The sequence below is a fragment of the Chitinophaga sp. RCC_12 genome (assembly GCF_041360695.1).
Lineage (GTDB): Bacteria > Bacteroidota > Bacteroidia > Chitinophagales > Chitinophagaceae > Chitinophaga.
This window is the reverse complement of the sequence record NZ_JBFUPS010000005.1, coordinates 378,771-398,720: the sequence shown is the minus strand read 5'-3', so window position 1 is coordinate 398,720 and position 19,950 is coordinate 378,771. Positions and strand designations below refer to the sequence as shown.

The following is a 19,950-nucleotide window of genomic DNA, read 5'->3' as shown; positions in this document are numbered from 1 at the left end:
AATCGCTGTCACCCGAGCAACTGCCTGATCCCTGCAAGATGATGATCATCATGCTCTGCCACAAAATAGGCAAGGTCAATGATCCGCATAGGCGTTTTCAGGCGTGGGTGCAGCGCTGTTTTTGCCAGGTGCTCATCCTCCAGGCTCCAAAGCCTGCTGACGAGCTGCTGCCGCTGCTCATGGAACTGTTGCAGCAGCACGCTGGCGGGTGTTGCATTATGATTGGCCGCATGTGTTTTCTGGTTGGTTAAATCCGCTACCCTCAGCTCAGTGGCGCCGTTGATAAGATCTTCCAGGCGGCCCAGCCACAGCGGCTCCATATCCGAAAGATGTCCGGCTTCCTCCTTGATGCTCCACTTCTCCCCTGGTTTTATAATGAGTAATTCAGGAGCTGTGGTGTGGATGATCTCTTCTATGCGGGCGGGCGTTCCGCTAAGCCGTTCTATAATAGCGGGCAGCAGGCCGTTGTCTTCAATAACAGGGAATGTTCTGTTGAACCATTCAGTTCTTTTCATTACTATCTGATTACTTAACTTAAAAATAATGATAATAAGTGATTTCTATCAAAAAAATAAACACATGTAGACATGAATTTTTTGTTAGGAATGCTAATAATATTTTTTATTACTAAACATTCTTCTTAAGTTGGTACCCGACCGGCATTCATTGCTGGTATGATGATCCTCAAACATTTATTATTCACCCTCAAAATTTATCAAAATGGGTATGATCGCATTTTATGAAGGCAACAATGGCACGGAGAGCCTTGTACAATCAGTAAATGACAACCCCGGACAAGACTTCCAGCCGGTAAAGGCGGAGATCCGCTCCCTGCGGCTATTTAATGTCAGGGGTCGTTGCCGCATCAGGATATTTGATGCAGCAGATGGCGCTTTATCGAATGAATTTTGCATTGTTGATGTAAAAAACCCAATGCCGGAGTATACAGTGAACATTTTTGTACCAAGCTATGAAGATGACTATGTAGTGGTAACCTTTATACCGGTAAAGGGTCTTGTGGGTAAAGTATTACGCATAAAAATAGACTAAGGAATGAAAACAGCCGGCGCCATAAAATCCGGGGCCGGCCATTCTTTTAGTATGTTTCTCCCGTATACTCTGCGGTTTTTTCCGCAGGCGGATGAAATTCCTTTTCGCTTTTTGCAATTACTATTGTAGCAACGCCGTTCCCTATAATATTCGTAATGGCACGTGCTTCACTCATAAACTTGTCTACCCCCAACAGGAAAGCAAGACCTTCTACCGGAATTTTATGAATCGCGGTAAGTGTGGAGGCCAATACGATAAAGCCGCTGCCGGTTACACCTGCGGCGCCTTTCGAGGTGATCATCAATATCCCGATAATAGTGAGGATTTCCCCGATAGTCAGGTGCACATCATACAACTGCGCGATAAAAATAACGGACATCGACAGGTAAATAGAGGTCCCGTCCAGGTTAAAGGAATAGCCGGTTGGCACTACCAGTCCTACTACCGATTTACTGCAGCCCATCTTCTCCAGCTTCAGCATAATGGAAGGCAAGGCAGATTCTGAGGAGGAAGTACCCAGTACCAGTAACAGTTCTTCTTTGATATACTTCAGAAATCTCCAGATACTCATTTTATAGTACTTCAGGATACCACCGAGCACCAGGAAAATAAAAACAGCCATCGTGAGGTATACGGTGCCCATTAATTTGGCCAGCGGCACCAGCGTATGTAAACCGAACCTGCCGATGGTATAGGCCATTCCCCCGAAGGCGCCCAGCGGAGCCAGGTACATCACGTATTTCAATGCCGTAAAAACCAGTTTGGAAAGCTTACTCAAGCCATTAATCACTACCAGCCGGTATTTCGAGTAATTGAGCAATACCCCGATGATGATGGCGGCTACCAATACCTGCAACGTCATGTTATTCAGGAAGAAGGTGAGCCAGTCGAAACTCTTTGCTGCGCCGGAAGTATATTTGGAAGCATTTTCAATTTGCAGGGACGACTTATCAATTTTTCCCGGCCGGATCAATAACGCCATCAGAACGCCGGCGGCCAGGGATATGGTGGAAACTACCTCAAAGTAAAGCAGTGATTTAACACCAATACGACCCACTTTTTTTAGGTTTTCCATTCCACTGATGCCTAAAACAATGGTGAGGAATATGATGGGTGCAATAAACAGCTTGATAATATCGATAAAGGTTTTTCCTATAATTTCCATCTTCACACCGGTGGCCGGCGCCAGGGTGCCTAATAATATCCCGGCGATAATGGCAATGAGCACCCAAAAGGTGAGATTGGTAAAAATCCTGATGTGCAAACTCCGGCTCACGGCTACTTCCGGTTGATACGACGCAATGTCTTCGTGCATGGGTTCTATCGGTTTTCGTTGAAATTCCCCGTCAAGTAACGAAATTTTAGCCGCTTATTTTAGCAAGGGTCATATATTTATTTTATGGGATCGGTTGCCGCTTTACAATCCACCGGTTTCAATCACAGAAATAATTTGCTGACGTGCCTGTTTGGATTCGGGTAAGTTAATGAGCATCCAGTCGTGCACCATCCCGGGGTATTCCACATACGTAAACTGCAACACTTCCGGGGCCATCATCTTTTTCAGCTTACGGGCATCGGCCACCAGTATTTCCCTGGATCCTGCAAAAACAGTGATGTTTTCCAATCCCTTAAATGAGCCATAAATAGGGCTCAGGAGGTAATGGTCCAGCGGCGCGTTACCAGCATAGATCCTGCCGGCCTGCAGAAGTCCTTCCAGCCCCATAAAGGGATCCTGCGTAACGATTTCGTGGATCTCCGGGTTACTCAAACTGATATCCAGCCAGGGTGAAAGCAGGATCAGCTGTCCCGGCTGCGGCAGCTGTTCCTTTACCAATAACTGGCATAGCGCCAATGCCAGCCCTCCTCCTGAAGAATCGCCCATGATGATCAGGTCCTCTTTAGCTACTTTCTCAATTAATTCCCTGTAAAGGGCCAGCACCATCTTAAAAGTATCTTCAAAAGTAAAATCAGGCGCCAGCGGGTAATCCGGCGCTGAGATAGTGCAATGCGTGGCCGCTACCAATTCAGCCATAAAAGACCAGTGGTACGACGTAAAATTTTGTACATAAGCGCCCCCATGCAAATACAGTATATGCTTCCGCCCTTTCCCCGTGCGGGACTGGAGGGTAAAAACGGGCTGGCCGTTCAGCTGCCGTTTAGCTACCACGCAAAATTTGTGGACTTTAGCCGTGGGCTCCGGACTACTATAAAAATTCTGCTTGCCTGCGGCCAGCAGCGTTTTTAGAAAGTGCTTCTTCCCGATTAACCGGAGAAAAAGGGCAAATAATTTGCTGTGTATACTGGCCAAATTGATCTGTTTTAGATATAACAACGGTGCTGCCCCGCATCATAATATTTACAACCAGTAAGGTATGCCTAATATTCAGACAAACGATTTCTGGCTCCGCCTGGATAATGCAGCAAAAATTTATCCGGCTATTAAGGATAACGAGCTTACCTCCGTTTTCCGCGTAGCGGTGGTGTTAAAAGACCGGATAAAGGCAAAGGCCATGCTGGAAGCCGTTCACGAAATTGAAAACCGGTTCCCCTATTACAAAGTGAGGCTTAAAGCAGGTTTTTTCTGGTATTACCTCGAACAGCAACAGGGCCCGGTTCCCGTAGAAGCCGATCTGCAAACACCCTGCCGCGCCTTCCGGAAAAAGGAGCTGATGTTCCGCATACTGGTAAAGGAAAACAGGATCAGCGTTGAATTTTCGCATATTCTGACAGACGGCACCGGGGCGTTTGAGTTTCTGAAAACATTATTACTCGTGTATTTTGAAAAATGCTGTATTCCACTTGCAGGTAAACCGGCGTTTTACAATCCGGATCAACAGCCGGCGCCGGAAGAATATGAAGATGCCTATAGCAGGTATTTTAAAAAGATAGACGCCCCGCATATAAAAACTCCCGGCGCTTTTCACGTCCCCTTCTCTTTAAAAGGGAAACCCAGGTTCAGTGTGCTTACCGCCATCATGCCGGTAGCCCAGGTTTCAAAAAAGGCAAAGGCGCTGGGAGTGAGCCTCACGGTATATCTCACCGCTGTTTATCTTCACGCCCTACAGCAAATTCATGAACAGCAACCCCGTTTAAAAAAGAATATCAACAGGAAAATATTACGTATCGAAGTGCCGATGAACCTGCGTAAGTTGTACCCCACGCGGTCTATGAGGAACTTCTCACTATATATACTTCCGCAAATCGATCTCAGGCTGGGACATTATACATTTGAGGAGATCGTTAAAACCGTATATCACCAGATGCAACTGGAAACCGACCAGAAGCTGATCAATAAAATGATTTCCCGCAATGTGGGTGGCGAACGCAATACGCTGGTGAAAAATATCCCGCTTTTCCTGAAATCACTTTTCCTTTCCAGGCTGTATATTGTTGGTACAAAGCAATACAGTGGCGTAGTCACCAACCTGGGAAAGATAGACCTCGGACCGGACGCCAATCACCTGATTGAGCAGTTTGTATTTATTGCCCCTCCGCCTAATAAAGTGTTGAAGGTAAATTGCGGTGTTGCCGGGTTCGGCGACAACCTCGTATTGAGCTTTGGTAATATCACTACCTCCAAAGAACTGGAAAGACATTTCCTGACATTTATGGCGCAGCAGGGTATCGCTGTTAAAATAATAAACTCATGAAGTATTGTAATAACTGTGGCGTAATACTGGAAGATGATATGCTGATATGCCCGCTATGCGGCGCCGGAGCAGGTACCAACAGCGAAAAACAGGGAACGGTTGATAACAACAAGAAAATAATAGCAGCTCCGGCTGAATCGCTGACCAGGCAACAAAAGAAACTGGTGTGGGAAATTGTATCCCTGGTGTTGATTTCCCCTATTGTGGCTGCGTTGCTGATTAATCTTATTATCAACAAAACCGTTTCCTGGTCGGAATACCCGGTGGCTGTTTGTCTTACTATTTTCGCCTATGTTTCCTTCTTTGCCTTCTGGTCGGGCAGCAGCACGGCCCGTATGCTGGGAGGATTTATCACCTCCGCCGTGCTTATGTTGTTGCTGGATGCGCTTACCTGTGGGCTCAGTTGGGCCGCCCCCATAGCGATTCCTGTTTTATTGACAGCCAGTGGTATTGCCGCCGTTTTGTTAAGCATCATCCGGCATTCGGTTTCCAAAGGCGTTAACCTGATCGCCTATACGTTTATTGGCGGCGCGATATTATGCATGGCTATAGAGGCCATATTATCCCTGTACCACACCGGGAATATTCACCTGGAATGGAGCCTCATTGTGTGTTTATGCGTGCTGCTGGTGGCTATTGCCTTATTATTTCTGCACTTCAGGTTAAAGAAAGGCAGAAGTCTTGAAAAAACTTTTCACCGGTAATCACAGTTTGTAAACTTCACTACCCGCTAACAGGAAACAGCCTAATCCATAATCTTCGAAGTCGGGTACTTTATCAAAGGTAACGGGCTGTCCGTCTTTAGGTTCCTTACCAGTTCCCTGCACATAGCCTAATCGGCCATCTTTATCGATACAGTTTTTCAGGAGGGCATTCCATGCTTTCCGGACTATAGGCAGATAGGTTTTCTTATCGATCAGTTGATGATTGATGCCCCAGGCCATTCCGTATACGAATAGCGAGGTGCCGGTCAATTCCATTCCGCCGTAGTTATCCGCATCATGCAAACTTACATTCCAGAAGCCATCCGGGCGCTGGATGGGAACCAGGGCTTTTAACATATCGTGGTAGTCCTGCAGGTATTCCTTGTAATGCGGATCGCTGGTGGGAAGCAAATCCAGCGTGCGTACCAGTGCTGCTACCACCCAGCCATTGCCCCTGCTCCAGTAGCAGTCTTCCCCATTGGGCGCTGTATAGGGAGGCACAAAATCTTTGTCTCTCCACCACAGGTGATCTGCCGGGTTATACAACCCTTTACCGCCGTGATTATATTTCGTGTAGGCGTACATGGTATACATCCGGTTAAAATAGCTGGTATCTTTATAGATCACGCCCAGCCTGGCGAACACGGGCATGGCCATCTGCAGCGCATCGATCCACCACCAGTCGTCTACTTCCGGGGAGGCTTTCATATTGTCCATGGCGGCTTTGATATCCCTGATGCGTTCTTCTTTTTTATCGATGAGGTACAGGTCTATGTATGTTTGTCCGCAGCATTGATTGTCCGCATTCCGTACCTGTGTGCCGCCCCAAAGTCCCCACTGATGGCTATTACCCCAGGCCACGGCATAATCATAGTAGGCGGCTTGTTTGTCGATGTTGTACAGCGCCATGAGTCCTTCATAATAAACCGCCCGGGTCCACAAATTAGAGGGGCGTTCTTTATTGGTAAAGGTAGGCTTGCCCGGATCGGGCCATTTCTGCATAAAATATTGATTCGTGAGGCGCATTGCCGCCAGGGTCTCTTTTTTCGCCGGCAGCTTTTGTGCAAAGGCCAGCTGGCTGATAAAACATAGCGTAATAAACAGGCTTTTCATACGTGGTAATTTATTTCAGATTCTTCTGATGGGTTAGTATATATAACTGTCAATTTAACAATTATAAACAATACCAGCTAGTTTTGCGGGTACTTTTTTGCGTCCGGTATGGGTATTGTTGTAAGTTTGGAAACCAACAATCTTTCACCGTATGAAACAAAGCGCCGGTATTTTACTCATCCGTGCTGCCGGGGGCGGACCTGAGTTTTTCCTGGTACACCCCGGTGGCCCGTTTTTCGCGAAGAAAGACGCCGGCTGGTGGACGGTTCCCAAAGGAGAAATTATGCCGGGAGAAGATCCGTTGAATACGGCTATCCGGGAGTTTGAAGAGGAAACGGGGTATACGCCGGCCGCTCCTTTCACCCGGCTGACTACCATTACCCAAAAGGGTGGCAAGCAGGTACATTGCTGGGCTGCATCGGGTAACCTGGATCCGGCGAAAATAGTGAGCAATACGTTTGAAATAGAATGGCCGCCGAGAAGCGGGAAGTATAAAACCTATCCTGAAATAGACAAAGCGGGTTGGTTTACGCCCGAGGAGGCGGCAAAGCTGATCAATGAAAGACAGGTAGCGTTTTTGGAAGAAGTATTGCAGCTGGGCTTAACAGCTTTATAAAAGCCGGGCCGGATGGCGCATCTGGCCCGGCTAATACTATACAATGGTATTGAGCACACCTCCATCGGCGCGGAGCGCAGCTCCGTTGGTGGCTACGGACAAAGGACTGGAAAGATAAGCCACCAGGCTGGCGATTTCCGAAGGATCAATAAACCGCTGTAATAAAGAGGTTGGATTCATTGTTTTAATAATGCCGGTTTTCACTGCTTCCACACCCAGGTTTTGTGCACCTGCAATTTGTTCCACTGCGCCAGCCACGCCTTCCGAGTAGGTGGGCCCACCGAGAATAGCATTTACCGTAACCCCGGTGTTTCTGGTCAATTCTGCAAGGCCACGGCTCACCGCCAGCATGGCGGTTTTGGTGGTGCCGTAATGGATCATATTCCCTGGAATATGAATACCCGATTCACTGCTGATAAAAACAATCCTGCCCCAGTTACGCGCCAGCATTTTGGGAAGCAGCTGCCGCGATAGCCGGATACTGCTCAATACATTTATCTCAAAAATTTTCTGCCAGTCTTCGTCCGTAATATCCGCAAACTCCTTTAGTTCAAATATTCCTACGTTGTTGATTAAAATATCAATACCTGGAAGCGTATCCAACAACCGGTTCACCTCCGCCACGCTGGCAAAGTCGGCTGCTATGCCGGATACCTTTGCTTCCGGTATTTCTTCCTTGAGTCTTTTCACTGCACCGGCTGTCTTTTCAGGCGTTCTCCCGTTGATAATGACCGTCGCTCCTTCGAGCAGTAATAACCTGGCAATGGCAAAGCCGATGCCTTGTGTAGATCCGCTGACAAAAGCCGTTTTTGATGTTAATTGTAAATCCATGAGCGTCCTGTTGTATTATTTTAATTACGAGATCAGATTTTGTGTTGATCACTACAAAAATCAGCAAAAAAAATCAGCGGAGGATTTCCAGCTGCATTTCAATCTGTTTGAGGAGGATTTTATTATCGGGATACATCCGCCTGGTAACGTTCAACCCATTCCAGAGTGTAACCAGGTAGCGGCCCAGGATCACGGGATCGGTTTGGTTTTTCATAGTGCCATTCTTTTGCGCGCGGCGGATGACTTTGGTGTAAAGTTGTTCTACTTCTTTCAGAATGGTTACGGCTTCGTCTTCCAGTTCTTTATCAAGAGACGCCATTTCCACCACGGTATTAACGATGATGCAGCCCTGCAGATGCGTTTCCCGGTCGGCCCGGGCCATACTGCGGAAGAAGTCTTTGATCAGCTCCATTGGCGCATCACTTTGATTAAGCGCTGTTTCAAACTCCTTAAATGCTTCCCTGCGCTGTTGAATGGCTTTTTGGAATAGCTCTTTCTTTCCTCCTTTAAAGGCATTATAAAAGCTCCCGCTGCCTATTCCCATAGCCGTGAGTATATCTTCTAAAGATGTAGCAGTATACCCCTTTGTCCAAAACACTTTCTGTGCCTTCTCTACAACATCCTTATTATCATATATGGCTGGCCGTCCCCTCATACAATACAAATTTTGTGTTAATCACTACAAAAATAGGTATTTTTTAGAAACAGCCTTAATTATCTTTAAAAAATCAGTGTTTGAAATACTTCCACAGGTAGGCGGAAATGTTCTTGATCAGCACCTGTGCTTCGTTATCATCTGTCCAGCGCTGATCTTTATTATTTTTGGTGCCTACATAAAACACATACTCCCCGCGCGGTTCGTTTACCAGGATCACTTCCGACCTGGACTCATCCAGTGAACCGGTTTTATGGGCGGCCTGTACATAAGGCGGAATAGCCGACAACCCGGTTTCATCATAATATCCATGGGTCATTAACCGGTACATGCGTTCGGAAGCGGCTTTGCTGATCACCTCACCATTACGGATCTTTACCAGCAGGGTGGCCATTTCGCGGGGGGTAGTCATGCCCCAGCCGTATACTTTCCAGATCTCTGCACGACCGGGGGTACGCGAATTTACCCGCGTAACCGCAAGCCCGTACTGCTCCATCAGCTCATTAATGCGTTGCCCCCCTCCTGCCAGCGACTGGTTCCAGATGGATGCGGTATTATCGCTGTAAGACATCATCAGCGCCAGCAATACACTCACCTCCGTTGAGGTGCTGTCTTTAAAGAACTGCATCAGGCCCGATCCGCCATACTTAATGGAATCGCGGTAAACCAGCGGCTGATGATATTTCAGTTCGCCTTTCTCTATTTTGTCAAACATGCCCACCAGGATAGGAATTTTCACAATGCTGGCCGTGGGGAAAATAGTGTCGGCATTGATAGCGGCATAACGGCCGGTTCTCAGGTTCTTTACGTAAATCCCCACATTGCCGTGAAACCCGGTGATAATACTTCTCAATCCTTTTTCAAGTTTACGGTCCTCCTGCGAAAAAGCTAGTACAGGAGTCAACAGCAGTAGCAGCAACCATTTGTGCATATATAAGGAATGTTTGCTTTAAGTTATAACGCGAGAGCCGGTATTCACAGGAGATATTATTCTGACTCCTCTTTTGGTTCCCAAAGTTCAATAATATTGCCTTCCGGATCGAGCACATGAACGAATTTGCCATAATCATATTCCGCAATCTCATCAACAATAGTCACGTTTTCCTTTTTCAGTTCCGCTACCAGCGCAACGAGATTTTCCACCCGGTAATTGATCATAAACGGCTTGTCCGATGGCTTAAAATATGCCGTATCCTGCGGAAACGCACACCAGGAAGTAGATCCTTTCTTCGATGGATTATCGGCCTCCCGCCACTCAAACGTAGTCCCGTATTCGCTGGTAGTCAATCCGAGGTTTTTGGCATACCATTCGTTCATTTCCTGCGGATTAGCGCATTTAAAAAAAACGCCCCCAAGGCCCGTTACTTTTTTCATATGTAGGATTAAAGTGAAAGAAGAAGTCGATAGTCAATATACTAAAGAATATGTAACCTCCATCCGGGACTTTTAAAAAAATGTATTTCCTGCTGACATAGGGTTGTCATATCTCCCTTTTACTTTTGTTAAAACAAACAAACTCACTATGGAAACAAAAGAAGGAAAAGCCGCTATTTATGCTAAAACAAGGACCGAGTGGCGGAAATGGCTGAAACAAAACAGCCAGTCAGAGAAATCCGTTTGGCTTATCCAGTATCACAAAAAGAGCCAGGTGCAGAGCGTTAGCTACAACGATGCCATGGAAGAAGCGATGTGTTTCGGCTGGATAGACAGCAAAGCCAAAAAGAGGGATGCCGAAAGCTTCTACCTGACCATGACACCCCGCAACCCTAAAAGCAAATGGAGCCAGCCCAACAGGGACCGGGCCGGGAAAATGATTGAAAAAGGCGCCATGACCCAACAAGGGCAACAAGCGATTGATCATGCAAAGAAAACCGGCAGGTGGGAGATCGTGTAGTGCTCACCACTTCACTAACGGGTTTCGCCACCAGTCGTCCTGCCCGTTTTCGCTGTAGTAGAGTCCGAAGTTCAGCGATGGATCGTCCGCTTTTTTTGCGGGATGTAATAGTTTTAAAATATAATTCCCTTTGCGCAGTGGCAGTATCACCGTTTGCCGTGCATGGCCATCCGCCGGGTTGTACTGAATCCACAACGAATCATTAAGATAGAGTTGTGTGCCTTCCGACGGTGTCAATTGAAATACGTAGTAGCCATCACGCGGAATAGCGACGACCCCGGTCAGCTGCCCATTCACAGGCTTCGATTGCAGATCGAGCTTTGGCAATTGCCGGGTAGCACCCAACATCTTTTCCGGCGTCAGATAGTCACCTGTCCGCAGGTTCATTGGCAGCTCATGATCGTATCGCCCGCCCGGCGAAAACGATATTGCCCGGATACCTGAAGGATCATCTGTGATCAAATGATCATCTACCAGCGCATTGTTGCGGCTGGGCGATGAACCATCCTGCGTATAGCGGATCTCGGCGTTATCGGTTGGCAAAAACAGACGGATAGGCCGGCCCTTCACCACAATGCCGCCGGTCGGTTGATAACGGGCGTTGCGGACGTAATACCCCAGGTAAGCATATTTAAGTCCATCATAGTTCGATTTGAACACGCTCGAGCCATGCGTTTCATTGTCGTAAAGCGCCGAGTGCCAGTGCAGCCCCGAAGGTGCATTCGCTTTCAGCACGCTGTCCATCGCATCACGCGCCATGTCGCCGTAGGAAAAACCACTGCGGCCGCCGATATTCAGCACGGTATTGTGGAACGGAACCGACTTTAGTTTTTGCGCTGCCATCCGCACGAGGTACCGGTCGCCGAACTGGAAAGCCGGGTCGCCGAGCGCATAGAAACGGAACAGGTCCGGCCGCTGAAGCAGGGTGTAAAAAGCAAATACTCCACCGAATGATGTGCCGAATAACCCGCTCTCGCCGCTAACGCGATACTTGTGATTAATATAAGGCATCAGCTCTTTTTCAAAGAAGGCAAGAAATTTGTCCGCACCACCCGAGCTGTCCACATCTTTCGATTGCGTAGGGGTGAAATCGCGGTCACGCAGGTTGAAGCCATTGACATAACGGTTAGGGACATTCACAATGATCGCCTGCGGAGCGAATTTTATCGCCACCAGGAAATTGAAGATATTCGTAAACGTATGCGTATTCCACTCCCCATCGATCACATACCACACATCGTAATGAGCTGTGTCTGCTGCGTAACTGTCGGGTAAAATAACCTCAATTTTACGTAGTTCACCCAGGCTATTCGAGTAAATCGAATCCTTTGTTGGTGTGGTATGCTGGGCTTCAACACTAATTGCAACAAAAAATAAGAACCAAAAAAATAAACGCATCGTCAGGCTTTTTATGCTTAAAGTTGCTTTGGATAACAATGGCGGCTGGTAGAAGCATCATTGATACTTCGCTATAATTCAGTAATTTCAAGTACTTCTTTGCTGTATTTTAAATAGGAAACGAGTACTTTTGTTTCTATCGGGTACTGATAGTAGTCGGCCTTCTTAACCGGAAACCTGAATTTTTCACTTTTATGCCGCCCTGCAAAGGTCATGATATATTCGTCATTTTCTGTTTTATGACGACTGATAATTACACTCGACAATTTGTTTTTCCCATTTAGAATATCTTTCTTCCAGTTGTTTTTAAAACTCCTGAACGTTAGCCAAACAAATAAATATAAAATACCGAACAGTGCTAATCCTGCAAAAACAAACAAAATGTAATGATAGTATTGTAAATTAATTTCGTGTTGTATAAAGTAATAAGCGATCGCCATTATAAAAAGTGTGGAGGTCATCAAAATAGTGGGGGCGTCATTAAAGAATTCACTTTGTTGTTTGTCAATATGTTTTATCTCCTCCTCATTTAAAGGAATGTTTTCCTGTAATTCAACCTGGGAATAGTCAATTCGAAAATGGGTCATTTAAAGGCATTTTAAGTTTGTCTGTCTAATATAAGCCTGGTATCCTTGTTATATCATGAATACTTCCCGGGTGCCTCATCCATGGGTATACCATGGGTAATCCATGCACTATTAATACTGTTCCAATGCACTTCCAATGCACTACTCATGCACTCCCCATGCACTCCCCATGCACTATGAATACACTCTACTTTTCGTACTCATACTTTATTAACCGGTATTGGAAAACAGTTTTATAAACATCGCCAATTTTATATTGGTCCACCAGTTCCCCTTCTTTTACCAGGCCGCTATTAATTAAAATCTTTTCTGATGCATTGTTTTCGGGAAAAACAGTCGCATAAATTTTATGGAGGTGCAGCGTGTGAAATCCAAAGTTCAGGACTTCTTTTACCGCCTCGGTCATGAGTCCTTTGCCCCAGAATGGTTCCCCGATCCAGTAGCCCATTTCAGCATGGTTATGACGGGTATCAATACTCAAACCCACTGCACCAATGAATTCATTGTGCTCTTTTAAATTAATCGCGAAAACAAACCGCTCCCCGCTCACGTATGCCTTTAGTGCAAGATCTATCCAAAAGGCAGCGTCTTCCTCTTTATAAGGATAGGAGATATTTAATATATTTTCGGAGATCTTCTTGTTATTGGCATACTTTAACAGGGCGCCCAGGTCATCCCTTTCCACTTTTCGCAGTTTTAACCTACTGGTATACAGTTCAGGAAATACTTTCATGTTGAAACTCAGCTATTACAGTATGTAAATATAAACGATAGGCTCCTATATTTTTTTGTATTTTCTAACAGAAAAAATGGCGACCCGGAAGGATTCCTCTAACCCACTTCACCCGTTTTAAATAAAATCACGTCTCTAACAGATATCAAATGCTACGTTATGAAGCTAATTCCACCCAAATGGAGTCCTTTCCTGCAAGGACTGGTGCTCTTCTTTTGGCTTAACCAGCCGGTTGTTTTTGCACAGGGACAAAAACAGGTAACCCTGAAAAGCGGGAATGCCACCATCAGCCTGGCAGATATATTCAAAGCCATCCGGCAGCAAACCGGCTATACTGTTTTTTATAATAATCTTATCCTGAATGATAAGGAAAAGATAAAAGTAGACTTCAACAAAAGCGATTTACCGGCAGTACTTAATATACTGCTGAAAGATAAAAATATTGAGTGGACGTTTAACGATACCTATATCATCCTGAAGAGAAAGGATAATGCCGCGGCTCCTTCCCCCAAACAGGAAAAGCTGCAAGGCAGGGTAACAGACGATACCGGCCAGCCCCTGGCCAGGGCATCCGTGAGAATAAAAAATACGACCGCGGCGGCGCAGACAGATGATAACGGCAACTTCTCCATCGTCCTGCCGGAACCTGCCGGCATTTTACAGGTTGGCTTTGTCGGTTATGAACCCCTGGAAGTACCGCTTACAGACATGCGTTTCCAGGACATAAAACTAAAGCCCGCCAACAGCGGTCTCAATGAAGTAATTGTAATCGGGTATGGCACCACCACCCGCAGGGACCTCACGGGCTCAGTGGGCAAAGCCAATGTGGAGGATATGCAGAAAGCCCCCGTAGCGTCTTTTGACCAGGCGCTGGCCGGTCGCATTGCCGGCGTGGAAGTAAGCTCCAACGACGGACAACCGGGCGCCGCTTCCCGGATTGTGGTGAGAGGAAGCTCCGTAAGCCAGGACGGATCGCCCCTGTTTGTGATAGATGGTTTCCCCATTGAAAATATGGATATCAATTCCATCAATCCCAATGATATCGCCTCCCTGGAAGTATTGAAAGATGCTTCTTCCATTGCTATTTACGGGGCAAGAGGCGCCAACGGCGTCATCATCATCAACACCAAAAGAGGAAAACCAGGCCCGCCAAGAGTGACTTACAGCTACGCGCTGGGCATGCAGCAAATCACGAAGAAAATGGAGATGCTGAGTCCTTACGAATTTGTAAAACTACAGCTCGAACTGGACAGCGTGGCCAGTACGCCCGGCACACCCGTTAACACCAACGCACGCATTTACCTCGATCCTGCGAAAGGCATTACACTCGACTCTTATAAGAACAATCCCGGGTACGACTGGCAGGACCTCCTCCTGCAATCAGGACTCACGCAAAGCCATTCGCTGAATATCAGCGCAGGCACTGCCGACACGCGGTATTCCATCAGTGGCTCCTACTACGACCAGAAAGGAATCATCATCAATACCGGCATGAAAAGATATGACGGCAAATTCACGCTCGATCAGCGGCTGAATAAAAATCTGCGGATGGGCATCACCGCAGGATATTCCAATTCTTCTTCCTATGGCACCATACCCGCTGCCTCTTTCAGTGGCGGCGTAGTACAGGGCATGTGGCAATACCGGCCCGTTTCCGGCGTAGGTAACCAGGACCTGCTCAACGCTGTGATCGACAGTCTTGCGCTGGAAGACTTCAACAATGGCACCTCCAATGCCACCCTGGGAAACAACCTGGTAAACCCGCTGCTGCAGGCACAGAATGAATACCGGAAAAACATCAACAACACCGGTACTATTAATGCCTTCCTGGAATATAACTTTCTGAAAAAATTCAGGTTGAAGATATCAGGCGGCTATAATGCTACCAACCTGAAATCGGAAACTTTTTATAATTCACAAACGCAACAGGGAAATTTATTCAAGAACAAAGCAGGCGCAGTGCCCAATGTGAATGGTATTAACGGCACTATCAACAATCAGCTGAACAGTAACTATCTCAGTGAAAATATTCTCAACTATAAAACTACGATCGGGAAAAAACATATGATTGATGCGCTGGCAGGTTTCACTTATCAATACGCCACGAACAATTATACCGGCTTCAGGTCCATCAATGTGCCACAGTCGACCGAATACCTGGGCATTAAGAGCATTGGCGGCGGCACCGCCGCATCTCCCAATGCAGGCGGCTCCCGCTGGCAGCTGTTTTCTTTTTTAGGCCGGCTGAACTATGCTTTTGAAGATAAATACCTGTTCACTGCCACTGCGCGGTCCGATGGTTCGTCGAAGTTTGCAGCAGGTAAGCAATGGGGCTACTTCCCTTCCGGCGCTTTTGCCTGGAGGTTTACAGAAGAGTCTTTCGCAGCAGGCCTGCGATCCATACTGAATGATGGTAAGTTCAGGGCCAGTTATGGCAGCGTAGGCAACAACAAGGTGGGAGATTTCAGCTACCTGGCTACCCTGGCTGGCGGCACGCAGTTCGCCTATCCGTTCAACAACTCTTATACAAGAGGCACCGTACCATTTGGAAACGGCAATGCCAATCTCACCTGGGAAACCACTACAGAACTGGATCTCGGGCTGAATTTAAGCTTCTTCAACGACCGGATTTCCGTGGATGCAGATTACTACAACCGGAAAACAAAGAACTTCCTGCTGCTGGTACAGATACCTTACTTCGCGGGTTACAGTATCACGTCTTTCAATACCCAATACCAGAACACCGGGGAAATCACCAACAAAGGTTTTGAACTCACCATCAACACCCTTAATGTTAAAGGGAAAAATTTCAACTGGAGCAGTAGCTTCAACATCAGTTTTAACAAAGGAAAGATTGATAAATTTTATGATGGCTTTGAAGTAATGCAAACTGGCTATAACCTGCCCGGCGGCAACAGCACCACTGCCTGGATTGCAAAAGTAGACGCTCCCATCTCCCAGTTCTATGGTTATAAGTGGGCCGGCGTTTACCAGTATGATGATTTTGTTAAACAAGGTAATGGCGCTTACATCCTGAAAAACGGCGTACCTGGCTATGCCACCGGTATTCAGCCGGGGGATCCAAAATACAAAGATATTAACGGCGATGGCGTAGTAGATGCCAACGATCAAACTACGTTGGGTAGCCCCCTCCCTGTTCATACCGGCGGGTTCTCCAATAATTTTAACTATAAAAATTTCTACCTGAATATTTTCCTGCAATGGAGCTACAGCAATGAAATACTGAACGCCAACAGGATGGCCTTTGCTTCCACCGGGGGTTATTTCCCGAACGGCAACCAGTTTGCAGAATATGCTGACCGTTGGACACCCGGCAACCCAACCAACGATGTGCCCAGGGCAAAATATAACAACAGGGGCGATGCGGGCAGCAATACGCCAAAGGTAACCTCCCGCTACATAGAAGATGGCTCCTTCCTGCGGCTCAAAACCATTTCGCTGGGGTACGACCTGCCACCCGAATTGATCCGCCGCGCAGGCTTCAAAGGATTGAAAGCATATGTGGCAGCGCAGAATATTTTCACCATCACCCATTACTCCGGCATTGATCCGGAGGTTTCTTCTTTCAGGGTGCAAAACCCTGCCAATGCACCGGGAAATACTCCCGGCGTTACCGCTACCAGCGGCACCGGCTATACGTTTCTTCAACCCAGCAGCAGCTACTCCGCCTTATCCGGCGGACTCGATTATACGGCTTATCCACGCGCCTTTACACTCAGTTTTGGTATTACGGCTACATTCTGATTCCATGTTTAAAATGTTGTTATGAAAACTTTTCAGCAATTACTACTTCCACTCATATGCATACTGGCAGCTTCCTGTAAGATGGATGTAAGCCTGGATCCTGTCACCTTCCGTCCTATTACATTTACCACCGAAGCGCAACTGGATGAACAGGTGGCGGGGATGTACAACATCCTCCAGCAAGACCCGACGTATGGTTTTGGTTTATGGGGATATATTAATGCCGGCGCAGATGAAAGCTTCCGTAACAACGCCAGTTACAGCACCACGCTCACGGAGTTTTATCATATCAGTAATACCGAACAGAATGTTTTGCTGCTATGGAGGAGTTTATACAAGGGTATTGAAGATGCCAATGTGATACTCGACGTGGCCGACAAACCACAGATGGATGAAACAAAACGTTCGCAGATTAAAGGACAGGCCAGGTTCCTGCGGGCATATTATTTCTACCTGCTGGTGACTCATTTCGGAGATGTTCCGCTTAAAACAATGCTGGCTACCGACCTGGGCACCAATTACAATCTCCCCCGTACACCATCAAAAGATATTTACGCTTTTATTGTGAAAGAAATGGTGGCAGCCGACAGCCTGGTGCCAAAAATGTCGCAGGTAAACACCCCAACCATTGTCACACAATCTGCCGTGGAAGCCATTCTTACAAGAGCGTATCTTTCTATGGCCGGCAATCCCATGAATGACGTGGCGCGTTATAAAGATGCGCTGTTCTGGGCGCAGAAGTTGATCAATTCAAATGTACATAGTTTAATCAGTTCACCACATCCGCTTTATCCCACTACCCCAGCCTATGCCCGCATTTTCATCAACAAGATGCAGAATAACATGAATGATAACGGCACCTCGGAAAGTATCTGGGATGCCGCATTCTTATCCAAATCCAATGTTACCGGCAACTATGCAGGCACCGGTTATCTTGTTACGCAGCAGCTGGGCGCCGTAATGGGTGTATACTGCCCCGATGCGGGCATTTCGGGTGTGAATGGGTATTCTCCCGGCACGTACCGGGTATTTCCGGGTTTATACAATCTCTATGGTTCCGGCGATCAGCGGAGGGATTGGGCCATTGCGCCTTATGTGTATAAAAGCGCTGCCTCCACCCGTTACTACACGCTCACCGTGAACATTAATGGTGGCGGGGGTACCGGCGCTGCAGCCACTGCTTACACGGATGCGCAGGGCGCCATTACTTCGGTAGTGATCGACAACCCCGGTAACGGCTATACGACTACTCCCACCATCAGCTTTGTTGCTTACGGTACCAATACCTCTACCAACCCCTCTGTTACCGCGCCGAATGAAGCAGTAGCCACGGCCACCGTGAGTGGTGGAAAGTTGACGGCTATCAATGTAATATCCGGCGGTGCGGGTTATCCAACAACATACGACCGCTGTGTGGGTAAATGGAGAAGGGAATACGAAATTAACCTGCCACCCAGCCGCCTGCAAAACAATACTTCCTGCAACTTCCCTATTGTGCGCTATGCAGATGTGCTGCTGATGGCAGCGGAAGCTGAGCTGAAAGCCAATGGCAGCGCAGGCGCTACGGCAGTGGAATATTATAACCAGGTAAGACGACGGGCATACGGATACCCGCCTAACACGCCTGCGCCGGGCTTTGATGTAACCACATTTACCATGCAGGATATTATGGATGAACGCTCCCGTGAACTCTGCTTTGAAGGCGTTCGCCGGCAGGACCTGATACGCTGGGGCAAAATGACGCAGGCCATGCAACAGGTGCTTGCCAACAACGACAACTACGCTCCCACCAATTATGTTACGCCTGCTGGTGTGGCTGCGACCAATTTCCTGGTTGATCCGCAAAAGTATTCACTGTTACCAATCCCCGGCAATGAAATAGTGCTGGACCAGGTACTAACACAAAACCCCGGATGGCAATAAAAACCGATTAAACAAAATAGTATGAGATCCATTATATATTATTTCCTCGCCGCTGTTATGTTTGCAGGTTGCCGCAGCAACGAAGCAACCATGCCGGACTTCAACGTAAACACCGGCCAGCTGGCTTACCAGGCGGGCGATACTGTTACATTTTATCTCTCCGGTAATGCAGGCGCCATTGTTTTCTTTTCCGGCGAAACCGGCAAAGCATATGAAAACCGGGACAGGAAGTCGATGCCCGGCGTGGAAAAACTCGTATTCCAGACATCCATGCAGCAAGGCCCGGTGCCACCAAAGCCATGCCCCGATTCGCTGCAGCTGCTGATTTCTACTAACCTGGAAGGATATGATGCCGCACATATGACAAAGGCCGCCTGGACAAACATCACCACCCGCAACAGCAAATGGCCGAAGTCATTGTCCACCGGTTTTACAACTTCTGATTCTATCGATATATCAGATTTTAATAAGGCAGATAAAGTAAACATCGCTTTCCGCGTGCTGAACAAAAAGACCGGTGTGATGCCACAAAGAAAATGGGTTATCCAAAGCTTTTCCCTCTATAACTTACTACCCGACAGCAGTACCACGCCCCTGTTTACAAATTTTGCCAACACCGGCTGGGTACAGGCCAGTCTGCTTAACAACAGCGAACCGGGAACGGCGGAGAATAACTACACAGGCTTCAACGCCTGGAACGTGGGCACCTGGAACGTTTCCGCGGCCGACAGTGTCCGGAACAGCAACGGCATTCCTATCAGGACCGGTTATCCTATTACGTTCAATCCCGGTACCAATATTGATAATGAAGACAACGACGACTGGCTGATTACTTCCGCTGTGGATTTAAAAACAACCAAACCCGATGTAGGTGTGGTGGTGCAGAACGAAGTAGCTTTAAAGTCTGCTACATTTAAATATGCTTTTAACAAAGCAGGCACTTACCAGGTCACCTTTGTGGCCACCAATAACAGCCTGGAAGACAGCAAAAGCCAGGTTAAACAGCTGACATTAAAAATTCTACCCTGACA

Annotated in this window: 19 protein-coding genes; 8 read left to right on the top strand and 11 right to left on the bottom strand. The window is 47.2% G+C overall.

Translation table 11 applies throughout. From position 1 onward, the window contains the following. Positions 1 to 8 precede the first annotated feature (8 nt). Positions 9 to 515, bottom strand: coding sequence for a DinB family protein (locus AB6805_RS17410; RefSeq protein WP_370910717.1), 507 nt, complete (start codon positions 513 to 515; stop codon positions 9 to 11). Positions 516 to 726: 211 nt separating this feature from the next. Between AB6805_RS17410 and AB6805_RS17405 the strand changes: the two genes are divergently transcribed. Next, positions 727 to 1,050 (top strand): hypothetical protein, encoded by a 324-nt coding sequence (locus tag AB6805_RS17405; RefSeq protein ID WP_370910716.1) that lies wholly within the window; start codon positions 727 to 729, stop codon positions 1,048 to 1,050. 46 nt (positions 1,051 to 1,096) lie between these two features. Here AB6805_RS17405 and AB6805_RS17400 read toward each other — a convergent pair whose 3' ends face one another. Both AB6805_RS17400 and AB6805_RS17395 read right to left on the bottom strand, forming a co-directional pair. Further along, positions 1,097 to 2,365 (bottom strand): cation:dicarboxylate symporter family transporter, encoded by a 1,269-nt coding sequence (locus AB6805_RS17400; protein WP_370910715.1) that lies wholly within the window; start codon positions 2,363 to 2,365, stop codon positions 1,097 to 1,099. A gap of 102 nt (positions 2,366 to 2,467) precedes the next feature. Next, complete coding sequence (locus AB6805_RS17395; protein ID WP_370910714.1) at positions 2,468 to 3,358, bottom strand: alpha/beta hydrolase fold domain-containing protein; 891 nt, start codon at positions 3,356 to 3,358, stop codon at positions 2,468 to 2,470. Between the two features lie 64 nt (positions 3,359 to 3,422). Between AB6805_RS17395 and AB6805_RS17390 the strand changes: the two genes are divergently transcribed. Together AB6805_RS17390 and AB6805_RS17385 are read left to right on the top strand one after the other, a co-directional pair. Then, the gene (locus AB6805_RS17390; RefSeq protein WP_370910713.1) at positions 3,423 to 4,700 is read left to right on the top strand and encodes a hypothetical protein; all 1,278 of its coding nucleotides are present in this window, start codon (positions 3,423 to 3,425) and stop codon (positions 4,698 to 4,700) included. Continuing rightward, positions 4,697 to 5,404, top strand: coding sequence for a DUF6320 domain-containing protein (locus AB6805_RS17385; RefSeq protein WP_370910712.1), 708 nt, complete (start codon positions 4,697 to 4,699; stop codon positions 5,402 to 5,404). The genes AB6805_RS17390 and AB6805_RS17385 overlap by 4 nt, the downstream gene beginning before the upstream one ends. Here the strand turns inward: AB6805_RS17385 and AB6805_RS17380 are convergent, their stop codons facing one another. Next, entirely contained in the window at positions 5,405 to 6,517 is a 1,113-nt protein-coding gene (locus AB6805_RS17380) for a glycoside hydrolase family 88 protein (RefSeq protein WP_370910711.1), read from the bottom strand. Between the two features lie 151 nt (positions 6,518 to 6,668). Between AB6805_RS17380 and AB6805_RS17375 the strand changes: the two genes are divergently transcribed. Next, a complete protein-coding gene (locus AB6805_RS17375) occupies positions 6,669 to 7,133 on the top strand; it encodes an NUDIX domain-containing protein (protein ID WP_370910710.1) in 465 nt (154 codons plus the stop codon). Between the two features lie 36 nt (positions 7,134 to 7,169). Here AB6805_RS17375 and AB6805_RS17370 read toward each other — a convergent pair whose 3' ends face one another. From AB6805_RS17370 to AB6805_RS17355, 4 genes are all read right to left on the bottom strand, one after another. Further along, positions 7,170 to 7,964, bottom strand: a complete 795-nt coding sequence (locus tag AB6805_RS17370; protein WP_370910709.1) for an SDR family NAD(P)-dependent oxidoreductase — start codon at positions 7,962 to 7,964, stop codon at positions 7,170 to 7,172. Positions 7,965 to 8,037: 73 nt separating this feature from the next. Continuing rightward, positions 8,038 to 8,619, bottom strand: coding sequence for a TetR/AcrR family transcriptional regulator (locus tag AB6805_RS17365; RefSeq protein WP_370910708.1), 582 nt, complete (start codon positions 8,617 to 8,619; stop codon positions 8,038 to 8,040). A gap of 73 nt (positions 8,620 to 8,692) precedes the next feature. Then, positions 8,693 to 9,550 carry a serine hydrolase gene (locus tag AB6805_RS17360; RefSeq protein WP_370910707.1) on the bottom strand — a complete coding sequence of 286 codons (858 nt, stop codon included), beginning with the start codon at positions 9,548 to 9,550 and terminating at the stop codon, positions 8,693 to 8,695. 56 nt (positions 9,551 to 9,606) lie between these two features. Next, entirely contained in the window at positions 9,607 to 9,993 is a 387-nt protein-coding gene (locus AB6805_RS17355; RefSeq protein ID WP_370910706.1) for a VOC family protein, read from the bottom strand. Positions 9,994 to 10,141: 148 nt separating this feature from the next. On the opposite strand from AB6805_RS17355, the gene AB6805_RS17350 reads away from it, so the two are divergent. Beyond that, positions 10,142 to 10,513, top strand: coding sequence for a YdeI family protein (locus AB6805_RS17350; protein WP_370910705.1), 372 nt, complete (start codon positions 10,142 to 10,144; stop codon positions 10,511 to 10,513). Positions 10,514 to 10,516: 3 nt separating this feature from the next. Here AB6805_RS17350 and AB6805_RS17345 read toward each other — a convergent pair whose 3' ends face one another. From AB6805_RS17345 to AB6805_RS17335, 3 genes are all read right to left on the bottom strand, one after another. Further along, the gene (locus tag AB6805_RS17345; protein WP_370910704.1) at positions 10,517 to 11,911 is read right to left on the bottom strand and encodes an alpha/beta hydrolase-fold protein; all 1,395 of its coding nucleotides are present in this window, start codon (positions 11,909 to 11,911) and stop codon (positions 10,517 to 10,519) included. Between the two features lie 71 nt (positions 11,912 to 11,982). Next, complete coding sequence (locus tag AB6805_RS17340; RefSeq protein WP_370910703.1) at positions 11,983 to 12,498, bottom strand: hypothetical protein; 516 nt, start codon at positions 12,496 to 12,498, stop codon at positions 11,983 to 11,985. Between the two features lie 187 nt (positions 12,499 to 12,685). Beyond that, entirely contained in the window at positions 12,686 to 13,231 is a 546-nt protein-coding gene (locus AB6805_RS17335; RefSeq protein ID WP_370910702.1) for a GNAT family N-acetyltransferase, read from the bottom strand. A 159-nt stretch (positions 13,232 to 13,390) separates the two neighbouring features. Here AB6805_RS17335 and AB6805_RS17330 point away from each other — a divergent pair, with 159 nt between their 5' ends. The 3 genes from AB6805_RS17330 to AB6805_RS17320 are packed head-to-tail and all read left to right on the top strand — an operon-like array spanning position 13,391 to position 19,948. After that, the gene (locus tag AB6805_RS17330) at positions 13,391 to 16,996 is read left to right on the top strand and encodes a SusC/RagA family TonB-linked outer membrane protein (protein ID WP_370910701.1); all 3,606 of its coding nucleotides are present in this window, start codon (positions 13,391 to 13,393) and stop codon (positions 16,994 to 16,996) included. Between the two features lie 21 nt (positions 16,997 to 17,017). Next, entirely contained in the window at positions 17,018 to 18,919 is a 1,902-nt protein-coding gene (locus AB6805_RS17325) for a RagB/SusD family nutrient uptake outer membrane protein (RefSeq protein ID WP_370910700.1), read from the top strand. Positions 18,920 to 18,940: 21 nt separating this feature from the next. Then, a complete protein-coding gene (locus AB6805_RS17320; protein WP_370910699.1) occupies positions 18,941 to 19,948 on the top strand; it encodes a DUF5017 domain-containing protein in 1,008 nt (335 codons plus the stop codon). The last annotated feature ends 2 nt before the right edge of the window (positions 19,949 to 19,950 follow it).